Source organism: Frankia nepalensis (genome assembly GCF_016786325.1).
GTDB classification, from domain to species: Bacteria; Actinomycetota; Actinomycetes; order Frankiales; family Frankiaceae; genus Pseudofrankia; species Pseudofrankia nepalensis.
In genome coordinates this window covers 36,082-56,478 of sequence record NZ_JADWYU010000103.1, presented here as the reverse complement: position 1 = coordinate 56,478, position 20,397 = coordinate 36,082, and the positions used below count along the sequence as shown (strand labels likewise).

Here is a 20,397-nt window from a genome sequence, read left to right as displayed (position 1 = left end):
CACCCGTCCGGACCGGTCCCCGGCCAGTCGAGCCGGATATGCCACGGCCCACGGGGGTGCCGCGGGAGGAAGGATTATCGACGGCCACGGGCCACGTCCGCTTCGCCGGAGCCGACGGCGCCGTCCAGCCCAGCGCCCTCCAGGCCGGGGAGGTCCAGATCGGCAAGGTCCAGATCGGCGAGGTCGCCGAGATCGGCCGGACCGGTGGGCACGGCGCCGCCGCCTCGCCGACGGGCCCCGAGGCTCCCGCCGGCGGTGCCGTCCGCGGCGAGCTGGCCGCAGGCGGCCTCGATCTCCCGGCCCCGGGTGTCGCGGACGGTGGTCGTGATCCCGCGGGCGCGCAGCCGGGCGACGAACTCGCGTTCCCGCGTCGCGGCGCTCGCGCGCCAGTCCACCCCGCGGGTCGGGTTCAGCGGGATCAGGTTGACGTGCGCCAGCCGGCCGGCGAGCAGCCGGGCGAGCAGGTCGGCCCGCTCCGGCTGGTCGTTGACGTCGTCGATGAGCGCGTACTCGATGCTGACCCGCCGGCCGGTCAGCGCCGCGTACTCCCAGGCGGCGTCAAGCACCTCGGCCACCTTCCAGCGGGTGTTGACCGGCACCAGGGTGTCGCGCAGCTCGTCGTCCGGGGCGTGCAGCGAGACCGCGAGCCGCACCGGCAGCCCCTCGCGCGCCAGCCGGCCGATCGCCGGCACCAGCCCCACCGTCGAGACCGTGAGCGACCGGGCGGACAGGCCGAGCCCGTCCGGCGGCGGCTGGGTGAGGCGGCGCAGCGCCGTGACCAGCGCCCGGTAGTTGGCGAGTGGCTCGCCCATCCCCATGAACACAACGTTGGACAGGCTCGTCTGAGCGCTCGGGCCGCGGGCCCCGGACGCGTCGTCGCGCTCCTCCTGGCCACGGGCGCCGCCACCGGGCAGTTCACCGCGGCGCAGCACCCGGGCGGCGTCCACGACCTGTTCGACGATCTCGGCGACCGTCAGGTTGCGGATGAGCCCGCCCTGACCGGTCGCGCAGAACGGGCAGCCCATGCCGCAGCCGGCCTGGCTGGACACGCAGACGGTCGCCCGGTCCGGGTAGCGCATCAGCACCGACTCGATCATCGCGCCGTCGACGGTGCGCCACGCCGTCTTGCGGGTGGCGCCGTCGTCACAGGTCAGCGTTCTCGCGGCGGTCAGCAGCCGGGGCAGCAGGGCGTCGGCCAGCGGGCCGCGGGCGGCGGCCGGCAGGTCGGTCATGCCCGCCGTGTCCCCAGGAGCGGCGAGCCGGGCGAAGTAGTGCCTCGCGACCTGGTCGGCCCGGAAGGCCGGCTGGCCGAGCTCCACGGCCAGCGCCCGCCGCTCCTCGCGGGACAGGTCGGCGAGGTGCCTCGGCGGCCTGACCCGGCGCGGCGTCAGGCTGAGGGGCGCCGAGGTAGGAGGCGCCGAAGCGCGGGGCTGCGAAGTGGGGGGCGCCGAAGCCCGTCCGGCCGGGCCGTCGACCGGCCGGGCGCCGTCCGGGTGGGCGGTGCCTTCGATCCTGGCGGCGCCTTCGGTCCCGGCGGCATCGCCGGTCTCGGCGCTGGTGGCTGTCATGGCCCATCCAGTGTGCCAAACCGGACGCGCGGGCAGGTGTCCACGTCGGCGGGCGAGCAACACACTGCGCACGAACGCGCGGTACGTTCCGTCAGCTCGGCGGCAGGAAAGCTGTGATCAGTAGCCAGGCGACGGGAGCCGTGCACAACAGGGAGTCGAGCCGATCCATGATCCCACCGTGGCCGGGCAGCAGGTTGCCCATGTCCTTGATGCCGATGTCGCGCTTGAGCAGCGACTCGCCGAGGTCACCGACGGTCGCGGTGCAGACCACCGCGAGCCCCAGCAGCACCCCCTGCCAGACATGGCCGCCCAGCGGCCAGGCGACCACGACGCTCGCGACCAGCACACAGGCCAGCGCCGAGCCCGCGAAGCCCTCCCAGGACTTGCCGGGCGACACGGTGGGCGCGAGCTTGTGGCGCCCACCGGAGAGCACTCCGGCGGTGTAGCCGCCGATGTCGCTCGCGACGACCGTGCCGAGGAAGGCGACCACCCGCCAGTGGCCATCGGCCTGCGCGGTGAGCAGCATGGCGAACCCGGCGGCGAAGCCGACGTAGACGGCGGCGAAGACCGTGGCCGCCAGGTCCTCCAGCAGGCCCGCCGGTTCGCCGACGGCGCGCGCCGCCGCCGCGGCGAGCACGGTGACCGCCAGCGCGCCGACCAGCGCGCCCGGGCCGCCCAGGTAGGCGGCGACCGGCATCGCCACGGCGCCGGCGACCAGCGGAGGCAGGGAGGGGCGCAGACCCGCCAGCCGCAGGGCGCGGACCACCTCGAAGGTGCCTATCGCCACCGCCACGCTGACGACGCCGACGAATCCCGCCTTGAGGGTGAACAGGGGGACCAGGATCAGGGCACCGAGCACGACGCCGACCGCGATGGCGGCCGGCAGGTTACGCCCGGCGCGGATCCGCCGCCGGCCCGGGCGGGAAGGCGGCGGCTTGGCTGTCGCGGGTGAGCTCATGGCAACGGCCCCTGACGCGGCGACGGCCGACTCGCCGGGTTCCTCCCCCACGGCCGCGTCCGCGTGGACGCGCACGGATTCCGGTGCCCGCTCGCCTGCCTGCTCGCCGCGAACCTCCCGGTAGGCCCGCTGGGTCGGCTCCCGGATCTCACCGGCTGGCTCCCGGACCTCACCGATCGACTCCCGGACCTCACCGAACGGCTCCGCCGATACGCCAGGAACCCCGGATCGGGCAGGAACCCCGGATCGGGCAGGGATCCCGGATCCAGCGGGAACTCCGGGTTCCCGAACCTCCCCGGCCAGCTCCCGGACCTCACCGATCGGCTCCGCCGATACGCCAGGAACCCCGGCTCGGGCAGGGACCCCGGATTCGGCGGAGACTCCGGGCGCGCTGGCGCGCAGACCTTCGCTCACCTCGTCCCTTCGGTCACGTCACTGTCGGTCCGGGGATCGTCTCCCAACCCGACGTCGTGGGCCACTCGCGCGTCGGTCGGCTCGTCACTCCGGCACGCGAGGCTCCGGGTTCGCGAAGTGTGCACCGCGCGTCACTGGCCGCGCGGCCAGTCTCCCGCGCGGCCGCCTCGACGCGACGCGGGGACCAGCGCCGGGCCTCCCGCCGTCCGCCTACAGCCAATCCGACCTGGACACGGCGGACAACGTGATCTTCCCCGCTCGCCGCTCAGACCGAGAGCAGGTCCGACTCCTTGGTCTTGAGCAGTTCGTCGACCTGGGCGACGTAACGGTGGGTCGCCTCGTCGAGGTCCTTCTCCGCCCGGCGCCCGTCGTCCTCGCCGGCCTCACCGTCACGCACGATCCGGTCCAGCGCCTCCTTGGCGTGCCGACGCACGTTGCGGATGCTGACCCGGGCCTCCTCGGCCTTGGTCCGGGCCACCTTGACGAGGTCGCGGCGGCGCTGCTCGGACAGCTCGGGGAAGACGACCCGGATGATCGAACCGTCGTTACCGGGGTTGACACCGAGGTCAGAGTCGCGGATGGCCTTCTCCACGGCACCCAGTGACGATTTGTCATAGGGCGTGATGATGACCATGCGGGGTTCGGGGATGTGGAACGATGCCAGCTGCTGCACCGGAGTGGGAGCGCCGTAGTAGTCGACGAGGATCTTCGAGAACACGGCGGGCGTGATACGGCCCGTCCGGATGTTGGCGAAGTCTTCCTTGGCAACCGAGACGGCCTTGTCCATCTTCTCCTCGGCCTCGAGGAGTGTGTCGTCGATCACCGCTGTCCTTCCGTTCCGTAGGCGTCGACACTGACCAGAGTCCCGATCTTCTCACCTCGAACGGCGCGGGAGATGTTTCCCTCGGTCAGTAGGTCGAAGACGACGATCGGCATCGCGTTGTCCATGCACAGGCTGATCGCCGTGGCATCCATGACCTTCAGCCCACGAGCGAGTACCTCACCATAGGTGAGCGTGTCGAAACGTACAGCCGCCGGGTTGGTGTGCGGGTCGGAATCGTAGACACCGTCTACCTTGGTCGCCTTCAGCACCGCCTGGGCCTTGACCTCCAGGGCACGCTGCGCGGCCGTGGTGTCCGTCGAGAAGAAGGGCGCGCCCAGACCGGCGCCGAAGATGACCACCCGCCCCTTCTCCAGGTGCCGGATGGCGCGCAGCGGCAGGTAGGGCTCGGCGACCTGGCCCATCGCGATCGCGGTCTGCACCCGGGTGACGGTGCCCTCCCGCTCGAGGAAGTCCGCCAGGGCCAGAGAGTTGATCACGGTGCCGAGCATGCCCATGTAGTCGGCGCGCGCGCGGTCCATGCCACGCTCGGCGAGCGCCTGGCCGCGGAACATGTTGCCCCCGCCGACGACGATCGCCACCTCGATGCCGGTTCGGGCGACCTGTGCCACCTGGCGCGCGATGGCCGAAACGGTGACGGGGTCGATACCCAAGGCGTCCCCGCCGGCGAACGCCTCGCCCGAGAGCTTGAGCAGGACGCGCGACCACCTGGGCTCGGTGTTCTCAGCCCCGGTGGCCACCTCGACATGATCGGTCACGGGTGGCCACTCCCCACAGAGGTTTCGGAGGCGGGCTCAATCATCATGACTGCGCCTCCTTGGCGGCGCCGGCGGCCCCGCGGGTCGGCCGGAGGTCCTCGCTGACTGCAGTCTGCCGCATCCAGCCGGAAGCCCGGCGACCGCTCCCCACCCCGACCGCGGGTCGGGCCGGAGGGCCCTTTCGGCGACAGACGGGTCGGGCCGGGCCACCGGCCACCGCGCGCTGGCGGCGACACCGGTAGCCCGGCCCGGAGGCGCTAAGCCTGGCGGATGTTGAAGCGGGCGAAGCGACCCACCTCGATCTTCTCTCCGAGCGACGCGCCAGCCTCCTCGACGAGCGCGGCGATGGTGACCTTGTTGTCCTTCACCCACGGCTGGTCAAGCAGGGCGACGCTCTTGCGGTAGCCGTTCAGCTTGCCCTCGACGATCTTGGCGATCGCGGGCTCCGGCTTGCCCTCCTCGCGGGCGGCGGCCTCGTAGATCCGCTTCTCCTGCTCGAGGACCTCGTTCGGGATCGCGTCCGCGGTCACGTACAGCGGGTCGGCGGCCGCGATGTGCTGGGCGACGTCGCGGGCCAGCTGCTTGAACTGGTCGGTCTTGGCGACGAAGTCGGTCTCGCAGCGCAGCTCGATCAGGACGCCGATGGTCGGCGGCAGCTGCGGGTCGGTGCGGTGCAGGTAGGAGTCCACGAGGCCGTTCACGGTGGACCGGCCGGACCGCTTGGCGACGCCGGCGAGACCCTTCTCGCGCAGCCAGGCCTTCGCCTTCTCGAAGTCGCCGTCGTGATCGACGAGGGCCTTCTTGACGTCGCTCATCCCGGCGCCGGTTACCTCACGGAGCTTCCGGATGTCCGCCGCGGTGATCTGTGCCATCTTCGTTCATCCCGTTCTGGGTGCGGTCGTTGGATAGCGCCGGTCACCCGGCGCGGACGTACGGCGTCTGACGTCCGCCGCCGGCCCCACGGGCCGCGGTGGGTGTCGTCATCGCGGGCCAAGGCGCCCGGGTAGGGCGCGTCCCGGCTCTGAAAGGCTGACCGCCGGCCAGCCGGCTATCCAGTTCCGAGGTTCCCGGCCGGGCAACGGCAAGGCCCGCGTCGTTCCCGAGTGGACAAGGTGGACGGACGCGGGCCCAGCAGGCGTCGGCCGCGGGCCGGCCCGAGCCAGTTCGTCAGGCGAGGCCCGACATCGGGGTGGGAGTCTTCAGAAGACAGGCGGGCGGGGCCACCGGAGGCCACCCGGGACGAACAGGTGGCCCCGCCCAAGGTCCTCTGCTCAGACCGACGAGCCGACCGGGTCCGGAGTGACGGCCTCGGCGGGAACCGCCTCGGCGTCACGGCGCAGGACTTCCTGCTCCCACTCGGCCAGCGGCTCGTCAGTGGCGAGCTGCTCGGGCTTGACGTCGCTGGCGCTCGCGCCGGCGCGGGACATCAGGCCCGCCGCGACCGCGTCCGCCACGACCCGGGTGAGCAGCGCGGCGCTGCGGATCGCGTCGTCGTTGCCGGGGATCGGGTAGTCGACCTCGTCCGGGTCGCAGTTGGTGTCCAGGATCGCGACGACCGGGATGTTGAGCTTGCGGGCCTCACCGACCGCGATGTGCTCCTTCTTGGTGTCGACGACCCACACCGCGCTGGGCACGCGGGACATGTCGCGAATACCGCCAAGAGTCCGCTCGAGCTTCGCCTTCTCCCGAGAGAGGACGAGCTGCTCCTTCTTGGTACGGACCTCGGTGCCACCGGTCAGCTCGATCTCCTCGAGCTCCTTGAGCCGCTGCAGGCGCTTGTAGACCGTGGAGAAGTTGGTCAGCATGCCGCCGAGCCAACGCTCCTTGACGTAGGGCATCCCGACCCTGCGGGCCTGCTCCTCGACCGCTTCCTGAGCCTGCTTCTTGGTGCCGATGAACAGCACCGTGCCACCGTGCGCGACGGTCTCCTTGACGAAGTCGTAGGCGCGGTCGATGTACGACAGGGTCTGCTGCAGGTCGATGATGTAGATGCCGTTGCGCTCGGTGAGGATGTAGCGCTTCATCTTCGGGTTCCAGCGCTTGGTCTGGTGCCCGAAGTGGACGCCGCTCTCCAGCAGCTGCTTCATCGTTACGACGGCCATGACCGCCGCTCCTTCCTGTCCGGCGCGCAGCCGGATCGCCTCGGTTGTCGGCCGCGGCTCATGCCGGGCCCCTGACGCCCGGTCAGCTCCTACCGCCGCGAAGCGACGGACCGAGGGAGCCCTCCCTGCCACATCGGCGATGAGCCGGGCGGCGACGGAGCGCGCGGGCCGCTGGTGACCTCTGAGAGGCACCGGGCCGTCGCGCCCGCCGGGAGCGGGCGTGCGAAGTGAGCTCCTCGCGGAGCTCCGCAGCTGATGATACTCGGCCACGGCGCGCCTTCGCCGCTCGGCGTCACCGGCTCGCCGCCGGGCACGCGGCGCCGTGGCCCGGCCGGCCCGGCGCCGGCGGCCACTCCGGCGGACCGGCGGCCGCCGCGCCGTCGAACGGACGAGCGAGGCGGATGTCCACAGGGGCGGCGTCGTCCACAGCTGGCGGCCGGAGCCTGGCGCGGCCGGCCCGCCGCCCGCATCGTGTGCCGCGCCGGTCACAGCCCCCGGGCCGGCGGCCGCGACCGGGGACGGGCAGGTCCTCCAACCTTCGCCGCCCGTCCCCGGTCGCGATCCCAGCGGCCCGTCCTGGAGTCCCGATGGCCCCCTTGCCCGACCCTCGACCGCTCGTCGCGGCGGCCCTGCTGACCACCCTGCTGGCGTTCGGCTGGCCCCATTCGCCGCGGGTGTCCGCGGCGCCCGGCCCCGGCCCCCCCCCCCCCGCCCCCGCCCCCCCCGCCCCCGGCCCCCCCCCCCCCCCCCCCCCCCCCCGGGGGGGGGGGGGGGGCCCCATTCCCCGGGGGGGGCCCGGGGCCCCGCCCGCCCCACCGCCGACGGCGACGGCGACGGCGACGGCCGGCGAACGGCCCGCGGCCGCGCCGACGGACGGCGTGGCCAGCGGCTTGACCATGACCGCCTCCCCACCCGCCATGCCGTCACCCCCTACGCCGCCCACCGCCACGCTCCCGCCCACCGCCACGGCCTCACCGGTCGTGGCGCCGACCGGCGAGCAGGGGCCTGGCGGTGACGCGCGAGCCGGCGCCACGGCTGGGCTGGCGGCCGCCGAGGCTGGTCCGGGTGACGATCCGGCCGCCGACCCGGCCCGGTGGCGGGCGCCGCTCGACGGGCCGCTGCTGGCGCGACGCCCGTTCCAGCCGCCGCGGGCGCCCTATGGCGCGGGGCACCGGGGCGTGGACTTGGCCGCTCCGGTCGGCGCGCTGGTGCGCGCCGCGGGCGACGGTGTCGTGAGCTACGCGGGGGTGCTCGCCGGCCGAGGCGTCGTCGCGGTCACTCATGGACCGCTGCGCACCACGTACGAGCCGCTGACGGTGCTGGTCACCGCCGGCCAGCGGGTGACGGCCGGGACGCCGCTCGGGCGGCTGGCGCCAGGCCACCAGGGCTGCGCGCCGGCGCCGTGCCTGCACTGGGGCTTGCGACGCGGCGCGGACTACCTCAGCCCGCTGGCCCTCCTGCTGCCCTTGCCTCCCCGCCTTCTCCCCCTCCAGGCCCGGCCCGGGACCGGCGTGGCGGCGGCGCGCCCGGCGCGTGGGGATGCCGGCCGGCCGCCGCTGGGCTTGGGGGATCAGGCACGCGGATGCGCCCGCTCGAAGGCGGAGCGCAGCCGTTCCGGGGTGACGTGGGTGTAGATCTGGGTGGTCGCGAGGCTCGCGTGGCCGAGCAGTTCCTGCACCGCGCGCAGATCCGCGCCGCCGTCGAGCAGGTGGGTGGCCGCGCTGTGCCGCAGGCCGTGCGGGGTCACCCCGTCGGGGCTTCCGGTCGCCGCGAGCCGGTCGGCCAGGATCCGCCTGACGGCCCGTGGGTCCAGCCGGCCGCCGCGGGCGCCGAGCAGCAGCGCGCGCCCGGACGCCGCGGTGACGAGCTCGGGGCGGCCGGCGCGCAGCCAGGACGCGAGTGCCCGCCCAGCCGGGACGCCGTACGGCACCGCGCGTTGCCGGTCGCCTTTCCCGGTCACCCGCAGCAGCCGTCGCTCATGGTCGATGTCATCCAGGTCGAGACCGCACAGCTCCGACACCCGCGCGCCGGTCGCGTAGAGCAGCTCGAGCACGGCGTCGTCGCGCAGCCGCATGGCGGTGGCCAGCGGCCCACGACCGGCGCCACGGCGGCTCTGCCCCGCCGGGTCGTCACCCGGCTGGCCGTCATCCGGCTGGCCCGCCGCGGTGCCGCCCTCCGGGCCTGGTGCCTGGTCCGCGGGCGGACCGGCCAGCAGGACGCGTGCCTGCGCCGCGGTGAGCACCCGTGGGATCCGCCGGGGGGCGCGCACGCCGGCGAGCCGGGCCGCGACGTCGGTGGCCAGGTGGCCCCGGCGCGCGGCGAAGGCGCAGAAGACGCGGGCGACGGACGAGCGGCGCGCGAGCGTGGCCGGCGCCGCGCCCGCCGCGCGTTGGCTGGCCAGCCAGTCACGCAGCACGGCCAGGTCCAACGCGGCAAGCTCGGGCCGCCCCAGCCGGATGGCGTGCGCACGCAGGCTGGCGAGATCGGCTCGGTAGGCGCGCACCGTCCGCGGTGACCTGTTCAGCTCCGCGGCCAGGTAGTCCACGAACGCGGCCACCGCGCGGTCCCAGCCAGGGTCGCCGCCGCCGCCGTCCCGCCCCGTCCCGCCCCGCGCCTGCCCCGCCAGACCTTGCGCCTGCTCCGCCCCACCTCGCGCCATGCCGCTACTTCACCCGCCCGGGCGCCGTCAGACAACCTCCGGCTCCGTCCCGTTCGCGCCGTCCGCGTCCACGCCCGCCGCGCCCGCGGCGTCCGGGCCGGGCCGCTCGTCCTGGACCGCGGCGGGCACGCCGGTGCCCGGGGAGGCGGGCGGGCGCGTCATCGCCCGGGCGAGCCCGCCGACCGCGGCCACCCGGTGGCCAACGCCGCAGCACCAGACCGCCTCGCCGTCGGCGGTCTCGGCCCGCAGGGTCGCGCCGTGCTCCGGGCAGCGTGGCCAGCGGTGCCAGAGCAGCTCGGAGAGGCACTCCTGCGCGCCCATGGCGACCGCGACGGTCGCGGCGGCGCTGTCGGCGTGCTCGCCGCGCGGATCGGCCAGCGGCAGCGCCCCGGCTCCGCCCACCCAGAACCGCCCGTCTGGCAGGGCGACGAAGACGCCCTGCTCGGTGGCGACCAGCCGGAAACGACCGGTGCCCGCGACGACGGCCTCGCCACCCGCGTCCAGGCCTTCGGCGCCCGGCTCGGCGTCGAGGCCGGGACCGCTCGGCGAGCCGGCGTCGAGGTCTCGCTGGACCAGCCGCAGCGCGGCCCGCAGGGGAGCCAGCTCGACACTCGAGATCATGGGCGCACCTCCCGCGCCGGGAACAATCCGTCTTCCTGGCCATTTGGTTCGCCGGCGCGTTTCGGGGGCGTGGGCCGCCTGGCGGGCTGCCGGCCCAGCGCGGTCAGCCGGTATCCGTCCGGACGGGCCTCGACGAGGCCCTCCCCCGCGAGCGGGCCGAGCAGGGCCAGCACGTCTCGCGGCCGCTGGCCGATCCGCGCGGCGAGCACGGCGACGCCGACGGTGCCGCGCGCCGGCATCGCGTCCAGCAGCGCACGTACCACGGCGGGCAGGTCGTCGCGCGGCCCCGCGGGCTGGCCCGTCGCGGGGCGCACCGCCCGGCCGACCGGCCCGATCTCCTCCTCGACATCGAGGGCGTCGGTGACCAGGGCGCATTCCTCCCGGTGGTCGCGCAGCAGCCGGTGGCAGCCGGCGGACATCGCGCTGGTCACCGGTCCGGGCACGACCATCAGCGCGCGCCCGAGCCGGCGGGCGTGGCGGGCCGTGCTGAGCGCGCCGCTGCGCGGGCCCGCCTCGACGAGCACGGTGCCCCTGGTCAGCGCGGCGATCAGCCGGTTCCGGATCAGGAAACGCCGCCGCAGCGGCGGGCTCCCGGGCGGCACCTCGCTGACCAGCAGCCCGTGGTCACGGATATCGTCGAGCAGCCGGGCGTGCGCCACCGGGTAGGGCACGTCGACGCCGCAGGCGAGGACCGCCACCGTCCGCCCGCCGCCGGCCAGCGCGCCACGGTGCGCGGCGGCGTCGATCCCGAACGCCGCGCCGGAGACGACGGTCCAGTCCCGCTCGGCGAGGGAGCAGCCCAGCTCGCCGGCGACGTGCAGTCCGTAGGCGGTGGCCGCCCGGCTGCCGACGACCGCCACGCCCCATCGGTGGCCGTCGGTGAGGTCGGCGTCGCCACGGATCCACAGCGCCAGCGGCGCGCCGTACTCGGGCTCGGCCGCCTCAGCCGCCCGGGCCAGCCCGTCGAGCCCGGGCGGCCAGCCCGGGTCCCCGGGGCACAGCAGCCATCCGCCGGCCTGATGGAGGCGGTCGAGGTCACGGCGCGGCTCGATGTCGGGGTGGTCGGCGCGCACCCGGTCCCAGGCCTCCGCCGGGCCATGGGTGCGCAGCAGCTGGGCAAGCCGTGTGTTGCCGTACCCGACTAGGTGCGACAACGCGGCTCGGGCGAGCCGTTCCGGCGACTCGTCCGCGGGAGTTTCCACGGCCGGCGCGGCCTGGCCCGGGCGGTCCGGCTGGCCGGGGACGGCGACGGCGTTCACCGGGACCGCCCGGGGATCCGCAGGTCGAGCGCGAGGCCCAGCTGCGCGGGGCCTGGCCGGCCGGCACCTTCCAGGTCGGCCAACGTCCAGGCGACCCGCAGCACCCGGTCCAGGCCACGGGCCGTCAGCGAGCCGGTCTCGTACGCGCGGTCGGCCGCGGAGGTCACCTCCGGCGGCAGCGGCCAGTTCCGGCGCAGCACGGCGCCCGGCACCTCCGCGTTCGTCCGCCAGGGTGTGCCGCGCAGCCGGGACCTCATCGCGGTCCTGGCGGCGGCGACCCTCTGGGCCACCACGGCGCTCGACTCGGCGGTGCCGCTGTCCGCGCGCAGCTCCGCCCGGCTCGGCGCGCCGACCTCGATCTGGAGGTCGATCCGGTCCAGCAGCGGGCCGGACAGCCGTGCCTGGTAGCGACGGCGGACCGCGCTGGGGCACTCGCACGCGTTCGCGCCGGCGGCGCGGGCACGGGCACACGGGCACGGGTTGGCGGCGAGCACCAGCAGGAACCTCGCGGGGAAGCGGGTGGTCATCCGGGCCCGGGCGATCTCGATGGTTCCGCTCTCCAGCGGCTGACGCAGGGCGTCGAGCGCGGTGCGCGAAAATTCCGCGGCCTCGTCCAAGAACAGGACGCCTCTGTGGGCCTGGCAGGCGAGTCCCGGACGGATCGTGGTCGTGCCCGCGCCGACCAGCGCGGCCGGCGTCGCGCTGTGGTGCGGGCTGCGGTAGGGCGGCCGGCTGACCAGCGGGGTGTCGGCGGGCAGCACGCCGGCCACCGAATGCACCGCGGTCACCTCGATCGCCGCGGCCAGGTCCAGGTCCGGCAGCAGCCCGGGCAGCCGGTCGGCCAGCATCGTCTTGCCGCCGCCCGGCGGGCCCTGCAGGTACAGATGGTGGCCGCCGGCCGCTGCCACCTCGACGGCGAGCCGGCCGCGGCTCTGCCCGGCGACGTCCGCGAGGTCGAGCGCGTCCACGCCGGCGCGCCCGCCGTCGGCCGGGTAGCGGGCGGGCACCGGTTCGGGCTCGTACTCCCCGCGCAGCAGGCCAATCGCGCTGCGCAGGTCCGGTACCGGCTCGACTTGCGCGCCCGGGACGAGCGCCGCCTCGGCGGCGTTCCGCGTCGGAACGACGACCCGGGTCACGCCCGCGTCGACGGCGGCGAGCACGGCCGGCAGCACGCCGCGCACCGGGCGGACCCGGCCGTCCAGCGCCAGTTCGCCGAGCAGCACCCGGTGGCGCGGCTCGGGCACGGGCACGGCCCCGGCCGCGGCGAGGATCGCGAGCGCCATCGCGAGGTCGAACCCGCTGCCCGACTTGGGCAGGGTGGCGGGAAACAGCCCGACGGTGATCCGCTCGTCGGGCCACTTCTGCCCGGAGTTGAGGACAGCGGCGCGGATCCTGTCCCGGGCCTCGGCCAGCGCGGCGTCGGGCAGCCCGATCAGGGCAAGACCGGGCAGCCCGCCGGCCAGGTGCGCCTCGACCTCGACCAGGTGGCCGTCGACGCCGATCACGCCGACGGCCAGGGTGCGGGCCAGCGCCATCAGAACGCCCCGCGCCGGTGCTCGACCCGCACGGACCCCACCTGGCCAGGCGCCACATCCCGCGACACCGCCAGCAGGTCGAACCGCACCGGCCCGCGCAGCTGGGGATGCGCGGCGAGCCAGCGCGTCGCGAGCCGGCGGACCCGGGCAGCCTTGCGGCCAGCGACCGCCTCCGCCGGCGTGCCGAACCGCGTACCGGTGCGGGTCTTGACCTCGCAGAACACCAGGGTGCCCGCGTCGCGGGCGACGATGTCGAGCTCACCCTCGCCGCAGCGCCAGTTGCGGTCGAGGATCTCGAGGCCGGCGTCGACGAGGTGGCTCGCGGCCAGTTCCTCACCGAACCTGCCGAGCGCGTCCTTGGCCCGCATCGGACCTCCCGCGTCGCGCCGGCCCGCCCGGGTCCGGCGTCGCCCAGACGGCGCCGCTCGGCGACGACCGTCCCGGCGGCGGGAGCCGCCGGCGGGATCAGCGTGCGAGCACGACCGGTTTCCGTCGAGGCCGACCGGCGCCGCTGTGGACGACCGCCGGCCGTCCACAGGGGTGTGAGCGCGGGCGCGGGGGCCGGCGGGCCGACGCCGGTCCGCTAGAGCTCGGCCTTGGTCAGCTCTTCCACGTTGATGTCCTTGAACGTGACGACCCGAACGTTCTTCACGAACCTCGCGGGCCGGAACATGTCCCACACCCAGGCATCGCGCAACGTCAGCTCGAAGAAGACCTCGCCGTCGGTCGTGTTCCGGACGTCGATCTTGTACTCGTTGGCGAGGTAGAAGCGGCGTTCGGTCTCGATGACGTACGAGAAGAGCCCGACCACGTCCCGGTACTCGCGATAGAGCTGAAGCTCCATCTCGGTCTCGTACTTCTCGAGGTCCTCGGCGCTCATGCGGTCTCCGCCGCGCCCTGCCGGCCGGCCATTGCCACCGTCTCCTCCAGCCGCACCGATCGTTCGTCCCCACCCTGTGCGATCAGGGACTGGACATTGGCATACGAAAGGCGGTGCTCCTCGCACGGCCCGTGTCTCGCCAGTGCCGCGGCGTGGGCCGCGGTGACGTATCCCTTGTGCTGCGCGAAATCGTACTCGCCGAAGCGCTCGTCCAGCCGATACATGATCCGGTCCCGGGTGACCTTGGCGATGACCGACGCGGCGGCGACGCAGCCGGCGACCCGGTCACCCTTGCGCACGGCCAGCGACGGCGCCTCGATTCCCGGCACCGGAAACCCGTCGACAAGCACATACCCCGGCCGCGTCGCGAGCCGCGCGACGGCGCGCCGCATGCCCGCGATGTTCATGACGTGCAGGCCGTATCGATCGACGTCGACGGCCGGGATGATCACTACGGACCACGCGGAGGCCACCGCCACGATCTCGTCGTACACCCGTTCCCGCGTCCGCTCGGTCAGCAGCTTCGAGTCGGCGAGCGAGCCGAGCCGGCCGACCCGGCGCGGGTCGAGCACCACCGCGGCCACCACCAGGGGGCCGGCGCAGGCACCCCGGCCGGCCTCGTCCACCCCGGCCACCGGGCCGAGACCGCGGCGCGCCAGGGCGCGCTCGTAGCCGAACAGGCCGCTGTCACGCCGGATGACCACGCCCGACGGCCTCATCGGGAACGTCGCCGCCATGCCCGACCTGTCCGTGGTCCGCCAGATCGCCGACCTTTCGGGCCAGCTTCCGGACCTTCCCGCTCGGCCTGGTCGATCGGGAACGAATCCCGGATCCGACGGGAGCCCCGCCGTCGATCCGAGAGGAACCCGGCCCCGCCCGGCCGCGACCCGCCCACGCCACGCGAACGCAGTGTCAATGCGAGCACCCCGGCCAAAGGAGCCGAGGCGGGCGTGCCCGCCGGCAAGACCGGGTCCCCGCCGCCGGCCGGCGCCGGCGCGCCACCCACCGGCGCGGTCCCGCTCGCCGCCGGGATGCCGTCGAACGTGTCTGGGGTGCTGAGGAACCCGAACCTGCTGAGTGGCCAGACCTTGACGAACGCGCGGCCCACGACGGCACTCGTCGGGATCGTCCCGTTGGCCCTCGAGTCCGAGGATGCGCTGCGATGATCGCCCATCACCCACAGTTGACCTTCGGGCACCTTGACCGGATCGAAGGGCTGACTGTCGTTCTCGAAGAGGTAGGTCTCGTCCAGCGATTTGCCGTTGACGATCACCCGGCCGGCGTCGTCGCAACAACTCACCGTGTCGCCACCGACGCCGATCACCCGCTTGATGAAGTCCTTGTCGCTGGGCGCCCCGAGGCCGAGCAGGTTCTGGACGCCACGAATGAACCGGCTGAACCCGTTGCTCGGCGGTTCGATCGCCGACTCGTGGCTCTGGAAGCCAGTGCCGTCGCCGTTGAACACGACGATGTCGCCGCGGTGGACGTCCCGGAAGTGATAAATGACCTTGTTCACGAGCACCCGGTCGTTGATGAGCAACGTGCGCTCCATCGACTCGGACGGGATCCAGAACGCCTGCACCAGCAGCGCCTTGATGAGCAGCGCCAAGACGAACGCGATCAGGACCAGCACGGGCAGTTCGCGTAGGAACGAGCCCCGCCCGTCACCTCCCTGCCCTTTTCGGGCTCGACGGCCGCCGATCCGGCGCCCGACCACACCGGTGGGCTCGGTGTCCCCGTCGGCCCGGTCTCCGTCGTCGGTGACGTCACGACCGAGCGGATCGGCATCGTCGTCCCAGGGGCCGTGGCCTGGCGTGGGGGCCTGCCCACCCGCGTGACGCGGCCCGCTGGCCGATGACCACCCGGCCGACCGGCCCGCTCCGGCGGGCAGCCCGCCGAGGTCGGCCGGGTCCGGTGTGCCCTGCTCGGACGAGCTCACTACGCCACCTCACGCGATCGCGCCGTATGGCGGTCGACTCAAGGTCGCTTGCGCGACCATCGCCGCTCCGCCGTGGGGGGGCGGGGGGCCCCCCCCCCCCCCCCGCCCCCCCCCCCCCGCGGGGCCCCCCCCCCCCCCCCGGGGGGGGGGGCGCCCCCCCCCCACCGACCTGATACCGAGCAGGACCTGGGAGACCGAGCCCAGTCCCGGTTCGAGGTCGGGATCGTGGCTGGGTTTCGTGAGTGGCGCTGACGCGCCCGACCGAACCCGAGCCGGGGAACACCAGTATGACCGGGCCAGCTCCCGGCGGCGGGACGGGAGGTTGGCCGGGTTTCGTCGAGTCTCCCGGTCCACCGACGCGTCGGGCCGGCCCGGGGCCAATGGGCCCCGACCGAGCGGACCGGGCGCGGACACTCAGGGAGTTTCCAGGAAGGGATGCCCCGAACCAGGCCAACAGCCCGGCCCTCGGAGCCGCGCCCCGCCAAGGTTCGCCCTGTCTCGATGCCAGGAATGATCGACGTTGGCGGTCGCGGCAGTAGCCGTCGGAGGCTGGCGCCATGCCCATGAGCTTCACCAAGATCCCGGCCTTGTCGGGGCCGGCACCGGCCCCCCGACCTCGCCCAGGGCCCACCGGGGTTCCCACCTGGATCGGCACGGCGGATCCGGGCAGACCCGCCAGAGGTTCCGGGCCGCCCGCGACACTCAGCCACAACCAGACTCCGACCGATTGGGCTCTGTCCCCAAGTCCAGTCGGTCAGGCCACCCAACGCTCTCAGCGGCGCAAGACACCTTGACGTCAGCGGCCAAGGCCTCGCCAGATCAGCAAGGCCGGCCTAAGGCCGCTCCCGTGGATCTTGCGAAGCCGCTCGGCCGCCGATCCGCGCGCACATCCGATGATCACCAGCTCGCAGGGGTACCAGCGGCTTTCTTGATCACCAGATGTGTGCGCCGACCGGCAATTTCTGTCCGCTTTGTCCCGAATCGCGCACAGACCTAGCGATCTACCAGGGAGACCGGGCCGGGATGAGCGGATGATCGCTGGTTGTGTGCGCGGATCGGCGGCCGAGCGGGACCGCGGAACATGATCCACGGGAAGCGACCTAGACGACCGGCCCCGCAAGGAACCATCGACGCAACCCACCCACGATCCCGACCAACGACCGCGACCGACCCCAGTCCTACAGGTCCGACCCGGCACCAGGCTGGTCGGGGCGCCCAGCGCCCCGACGGCGGAGCCGGGGTCCTGCCGGATCGGCGAAGCCGATCTGGGAGGTCCGGATGGTCGCCCCTAGGCGACCTTGAGCCGACCGCCTTAGCGCTTTTCCTTGATCTTGGCGGCCTTGCCGCGCAGCTCGCGCAGGTAGTAGAGCTTGGCCCGCCGGACGTCGCCGCGGGTCACGACCTCGATCTTCTGCACGATCGGGCTGTGCACCGGGAAGGTCCGCTCCACTCCGACGCCGAAGCTGACCTTGCGGACGGAGAACGTCTCCCGCAGGCCGTCGCCCTGCCGGCGGATCACGACGCCCTGGAAGACCTGGATGCGCTGGCGGTTCCCCTCGACCACGCGGACGTGGACCTTGAGGGTGTCGCCCGGCCAGAACTCGGGCACGTCGGTCCTCAGCGACTCGGCGTCGAGGCTGTCCAGGGTTTGCATGGCAGTCGCTTCCTCAGTGGTGACAGTAGGTCTGGGTACCGCATGGTCCGTGGCGGTGACGGCTGGTCGACCGCGCGAGCCCGGATCAGGAACGGGTTCCTGGCATCGGGCCGTGGGGACGGCCAGCACCCACAACGATCGGCGTGGGGTCGCGGAGCCGAGAACCCGACACGTCCGGAAACCTAACGCGTCAGGCTACCGCGCGCCGAACCGGCATCTCGGGCAGGCGCTCTGCCCACGAGACCAGCTCGGCTATCCAGACGGTGGTACCCGCGCCATGACACCCGCACGTAGGGTACCCGCGCGAGGCATCCACGAGCCCCGGCCCAGCCGGCCACGGACCGGCGGACACTGCATCCTACTGTGCCACACGGCCAGCCGGTCGCCTCCCTACGGGCGGGCGTGGGCGGCGTTCATCCCGCCGGCGCGGCCGTGTCCTCGTCCTTCGCGCGGTCCTCGTCCGCCGGCGCGGGCCACGCCCGGCCGGGCCCTCCGCCACCCGGCTCGGCTTCGGTGCCGGCCTCGGCGACGACCCGCTGGTCCCGGTCGTCCAGGTCGAGCGCGGCAAGCAGCTCGGGCCGGCGCCGCGCGGTCCGGCGCAGCGCCTGGTCGCGGCGGAACCGGGCGATCGCCCCATGGTCGCCGGACAGCAGCACGTCGGGGACGCGACGCCCGTCCCATTCCGGCGGCCGGGTGTAGACCGGGCCTTCGAGCAGGCCGTGCGCGAACGAGTCGTCGCTGATCGACTCGGCGTTGCCGACCGCGCCCGGGAGCAGCCTCGTGATCGCTTCGAGCATGACCAGCGTGGCGACCTCGCCGCCGGAGAGCACGTAGTCACCAATGGAGATCTCGTCGTCGGCCCAGGCCTCGACGACGCGTCCGTCGATCCCCTCGTAACGCCCGCAGCAGAACACCAGCCAGGGCTCGGCGGCCAGCTCGGCCGCGTAGGCCTGGGTGAAGGGGCGTCCCGCCGGGGTGGGCACGATCACCCGCGGCCGCGGCGCAGGGCCGTCCGAGCCGGCTACCGCGCGCAGCGCCGCGTCCCACGGCTCCGGGCGCATGACCATGCCGGGACCGCCGCCATAGGGGGTGTCGTCGACGGTGCGGTGCCGGTCGGTGGTCCAGTCACGCAGGTCATGGCCGTGGACCCGCAGCATGCCGCGGTCGCGGGCCTTGCCGAGCAACGACAGCCGCAGTGGCTCCAGGTAGTCCGGGAAGATCGTGATCACGTCTACCCGCATGCCGTCGCCTTCCGTCCCGCCGCCCTGGTCCGCGCCACCTCAGTCGAGGTCGAGGAGGCCGGGTGGGGCGTCGACGACCACCCGGCCGCCAGGCGGGTCGACGGTCGGCACGATGTCCCGGACGAAGGGCACGAGGTGCTCACCCCCGGCGGGCTTCCGGATCGCCAGCAGCTCGCCGGCCGCCGTGTGCACCACGTCGGCCACCTCACCGAGCAGCTGGCCGTCCGGGGTGAGCGCGCGCAGGCCGATCAGGTCCCGGTCCCACCAGAGTTCGCCGTCGGCGTCCGGCTCGTCGGGATCCGCGGGGTCGCCGGCCCGGTCCGCGTCGATGGTGAGCACCACCCCGCGCAGCGACTCGGCCGCGTTCCGGTCGGCGATGCCCTCGAAGCGAACGAGCAGCCGACCGGAATGCCACCGCGCGTCGGCGACGACCAGCTCCGGACCGCCACCGGACCGGGCAAGCCGCTCCCCCGACGCGAACCGCCGCTCGGGCACGTCGGTCCGGACGTCGACGGTCACGTCGCCGCGAACGCCATGCGCCTTCCCGATCCGCCCGACCACGATCGCCTCACCCATCGCCCACCCGCACTCCGACGATCACTGTTGGCCATCGTTTCGATCCGCCAGGTCGAGTCGACCCGAGCCAGACATCCGGGCCGTCGGGACGTCGGGCCAGGGGCGTTGGGCAGGGTGACCCGAGCCCACCAGGCCACGCCCTCCGCCCACGACCACCCAGCCCAACCACCCCGTCGGGCAAAGCCCGACACCGGGGACCCGAAGGCGTCCCCGCGTCAGACATCCAGCGAGCAGGCCACGGCGAAGGTGGCCAAGGGCCACCAACCCGCGTCCTCCGCCCGCAACCAGCCACCCGAACCACCCCCGTCGAGCGAAGCCCGACACCGGGAGCCCGAGCGTCGCCCCGAAGCAGACATCGACCTAGCCACTCCGGCGAAGCCAGCCAACAGCCCTAGAACCCGCGCCCTCGACCCGCAACCAGCCACCCGAACCGCCCGTCGAGCGAAGCTCGACAACCGGGGGTCCGGGGGTCGCCCCCCGGAGCAGACATCGAGCTAGCTGCCTCCGGCGAAGGCGGCCAGGGGCCACCGAGCACACTCCACCCAGGCAGCTAGCGGTCCACGTCGACGACGTCGACCCGCAGGCCACGGCCGCCCACGCCGGCCATGACCGTACGGAGCGCCCGGGCCGTCCGGCCCCGCCGGCCGATCACCTTCCCGAGGTCGTCGGGGTGTACCCGGACCTCGAGAGTGCGACCGCGACGGTTGGCGAGCAGGTCCACTCGGACGTCGTCCGGGTGGTCGACGATGCCTCGAACCAGGTGTTCGAGCGCCGCCTCCAGCACTTACTGCTCCGAGGCCGGCGTCTCGTCGCCCTCAGCGGACGCCGGCTTGCTCTTCTTCTTCGGGGTGGTGGCCGGCTTCTCCGCGAGACCGGCCGCCTCCCGCGCCGCGGCCTGGAAGACCTCGCGCCGGTCGGCCTTGGGGGCCGCGACCTTCATCGGCTCGGGTGCCGGCAGGCCCTTGAACTTCTGCCAGTCACCGGTGACCTTGAGGATCGCGAGCACCGGGTCGGTCGGCTGGGCGCCGACGGACAGCCAGTGGGCGACCCGGTCCCCGTTCACGAGGATGGTGCTGGGCTCGTCCTTGGGGTGGTACTGGCCGATGGCCTCGATGACCCGGCCGTCCCGCTTGGTGCGGGCGTCGGCGACGACGATGCGGTAGTGCGGCTCGCGCATCTTGCCGAGCCGCTGCAGCTTGATCTTGGTTGCCACGGTTGTTGAAAAGCTCCATTGCTTGGGGGCCGCGCGAGACGCGGCGCCGGGGATTCCGGGGGTCGTCCCCCGGGCAGACCTCAACGACCTCCGGGAGCTGACCCTAGGTCAGCCAGATGCTAGATCAGCCAAATGCTGGTCAGCCAGATGCTGGCACAGCTGAACCTATTGCAGTCAGC

At 73.9% G+C, this 20,397-nt stretch carries 20 protein-coding genes; 1 reads left to right on the top strand and 19 read right to left on the bottom strand.

Annotated features, from left to right (window positions below):
- Positions 1 to 74: 74 nt before the first annotated feature.
- From rlmN to rpsB, 6 genes are all read right to left on the bottom strand, one after another.
- On the bottom strand, positions 75 to 1,568 hold the full coding sequence (gene rlmN / locus I6A81_RS12425) for a 23S rRNA (adenine(2503)-C(2))-methyltransferase RlmN (RefSeq protein WP_238430223.1): 1,494 nt from the start codon (positions 1,566 to 1,568) through the stop codon (positions 75 to 77).
- Between the two features lie 91 nt (positions 1,569 to 1,659).
- Complete coding sequence (locus I6A81_RS12420; RefSeq protein ID WP_203005820.1) at positions 1,660 to 2,526, bottom strand: phosphatidate cytidylyltransferase; 867 nt, start codon at positions 2,524 to 2,526, stop codon at positions 1,660 to 1,662.
- A 679-nt stretch (positions 2,527 to 3,205) separates the two neighbouring features.
- Positions 3,206 to 3,763 (bottom strand): ribosome recycling factor, encoded by a 558-nt coding sequence (gene frr, locus I6A81_RS12415; RefSeq protein WP_203005819.1) that lies wholly within the window; start codon positions 3,761 to 3,763, stop codon positions 3,206 to 3,208.
- On the bottom strand, positions 3,760 to 4,539 hold the full coding sequence (pyrH, locus tag I6A81_RS12410) for a UMP kinase (protein WP_203005818.1): 780 nt from the start codon (positions 4,537 to 4,539) through the stop codon (positions 3,760 to 3,762). The genes frr and pyrH overlap by 4 nt, the downstream gene beginning before the upstream one ends.
- A 257-nt stretch (positions 4,540 to 4,796) precedes the next feature.
- Entirely contained in the window at positions 4,797 to 5,411 is a 615-nt protein-coding gene (locus tag I6A81_RS12405; protein WP_203005817.1) for a translation elongation factor Ts, read from the bottom strand.
- Between the two features lie 399 nt (positions 5,412 to 5,810).
- Positions 5,811 to 6,641 (bottom strand): 30S ribosomal protein S2, encoded by an 831-nt coding sequence (gene rpsB, locus I6A81_RS12400; RefSeq protein WP_203005816.1) that lies wholly within the window; start codon positions 6,639 to 6,641, stop codon positions 5,811 to 5,813.
- Between the two features lie 917 nt (positions 6,642 to 7,558).
- On the opposite strand from rpsB, the gene I6A81_RS12395 reads away from it, so the two are divergent.
- Positions 7,559 to 8,275, top strand: coding sequence for a murein hydrolase activator EnvC family protein (locus I6A81_RS12395; protein ID WP_203010181.1), 717 nt, complete (start codon positions 7,559 to 7,561; stop codon positions 8,273 to 8,275).
- On the opposite strand, the gene I6A81_RS12390 is transcribed toward I6A81_RS12395, so the two are convergent.
- The 13 genes from I6A81_RS12390 to rpsP form a co-directional block, all read right to left on the bottom strand.
- A complete protein-coding gene (locus I6A81_RS12390) occupies positions 8,212 to 9,300 on the bottom strand; it encodes a tyrosine recombinase XerC (protein WP_203002100.1) in 1,089 nt (362 codons plus the stop codon). The genes I6A81_RS12395 and I6A81_RS12390 overlap by 64 nt on opposite strands.
- Positions 9,301 to 9,327: 27 nt before the next feature.
- Positions 9,328 to 9,921: a hypothetical protein gene (locus I6A81_RS12385; RefSeq protein ID WP_203002101.1), complete on the bottom strand. Its 594-nt coding sequence runs from the start codon at positions 9,919 to 9,921 to the stop codon at positions 9,328 to 9,330.
- Positions 9,918 to 11,180 (bottom strand): DNA-processing protein DprA, encoded by a 1,263-nt coding sequence (gene dprA, locus I6A81_RS12380; RefSeq protein ID WP_203002102.1) that lies wholly within the window; start codon positions 11,178 to 11,180, stop codon positions 9,918 to 9,920. Before dprA ends, I6A81_RS12385 begins: the two co-directional genes overlap by 4 nt.
- Positions 11,177 to 12,715: a YifB family Mg chelatase-like AAA ATPase gene (locus I6A81_RS12375; protein WP_203002103.1), complete on the bottom strand. Its 1,539-nt coding sequence runs from the start codon at positions 12,713 to 12,715 to the stop codon at positions 11,177 to 11,179. The genes dprA and I6A81_RS12375 overlap by 4 nt, the downstream gene beginning before the upstream one ends.
- Positions 12,715 to 13,083 carry a YraN family protein gene (locus tag I6A81_RS12370; RefSeq protein WP_203002104.1) on the bottom strand — a complete coding sequence of 123 codons (369 nt, stop codon included), beginning with the start codon at positions 13,081 to 13,083 and terminating at the stop codon, positions 12,715 to 12,717. Before I6A81_RS12370 ends, I6A81_RS12375 begins: the two co-directional genes overlap by 1 nt.
- Positions 13,084 to 13,298: 215 nt before the next feature.
- Positions 13,299 to 13,595, bottom strand: a complete 297-nt coding sequence (locus tag I6A81_RS12365) for a DUF2469 domain-containing protein (RefSeq protein ID WP_203002105.1) — start codon at positions 13,593 to 13,595, stop codon at positions 13,299 to 13,301.
- Positions 13,592 to 14,314, bottom strand: a complete 723-nt coding sequence (locus I6A81_RS12360) for a ribonuclease HII (RefSeq protein ID WP_203002139.1) — start codon at positions 14,312 to 14,314, stop codon at positions 13,592 to 13,594. The genes I6A81_RS12365 and I6A81_RS12360 overlap by 4 nt, the downstream gene beginning before the upstream one ends.
- Positions 14,311 to 15,534 carry a signal peptidase I gene (lepB, locus tag I6A81_RS12355; RefSeq protein ID WP_203002106.1) on the bottom strand — a complete coding sequence of 408 codons (1,224 nt, stop codon included), beginning with the start codon at positions 15,532 to 15,534 and terminating at the stop codon, positions 14,311 to 14,313. The genes I6A81_RS12360 and lepB overlap by 4 nt, the downstream gene beginning before the upstream one ends.
- Positions 15,535 to 16,846: 1,312 nt before the next feature.
- The gene (gene rplS / locus I6A81_RS12350; protein ID WP_203002107.1) at positions 16,847 to 17,188 is read right to left on the bottom strand and encodes a 50S ribosomal protein L19; all 342 of its coding nucleotides are present in this window, start codon (positions 17,186 to 17,188) and stop codon (positions 16,847 to 16,849) included.
- 413 nt (positions 17,189 to 17,601) lie between these two features.
- Positions 17,602 to 18,429 carry a tRNA (guanosine(37)-N1)-methyltransferase TrmD gene (trmD, locus tag I6A81_RS12345; protein ID WP_203002108.1) on the bottom strand — a complete coding sequence of 276 codons (828 nt, stop codon included), beginning with the start codon at positions 18,427 to 18,429 and terminating at the stop codon, positions 17,602 to 17,604.
- A gap of 39 nt (positions 18,430 to 18,468) precedes the next feature.
- The gene (gene rimM, locus I6A81_RS12340; RefSeq protein ID WP_203002109.1) at positions 18,469 to 19,005 is read right to left on the bottom strand and encodes a ribosome maturation factor RimM; all 537 of its coding nucleotides are present in this window, start codon (positions 19,003 to 19,005) and stop codon (positions 18,469 to 18,471) included.
- A 550-nt stretch (positions 19,006 to 19,555) separates the two neighbouring features.
- Positions 19,556 to 19,789, bottom strand: a complete 234-nt coding sequence (locus I6A81_RS12335; RefSeq protein WP_203002110.1) for an RNA-binding protein — start codon at positions 19,787 to 19,789, stop codon at positions 19,556 to 19,558.
- A complete protein-coding gene (gene rpsP / locus I6A81_RS12330) occupies positions 19,790 to 20,218 on the bottom strand; it encodes a 30S ribosomal protein S16 (protein WP_203002111.1) in 429 nt (142 codons plus the stop codon).
- Positions 20,219 to 20,397 lie beyond the last annotated feature (179 nt).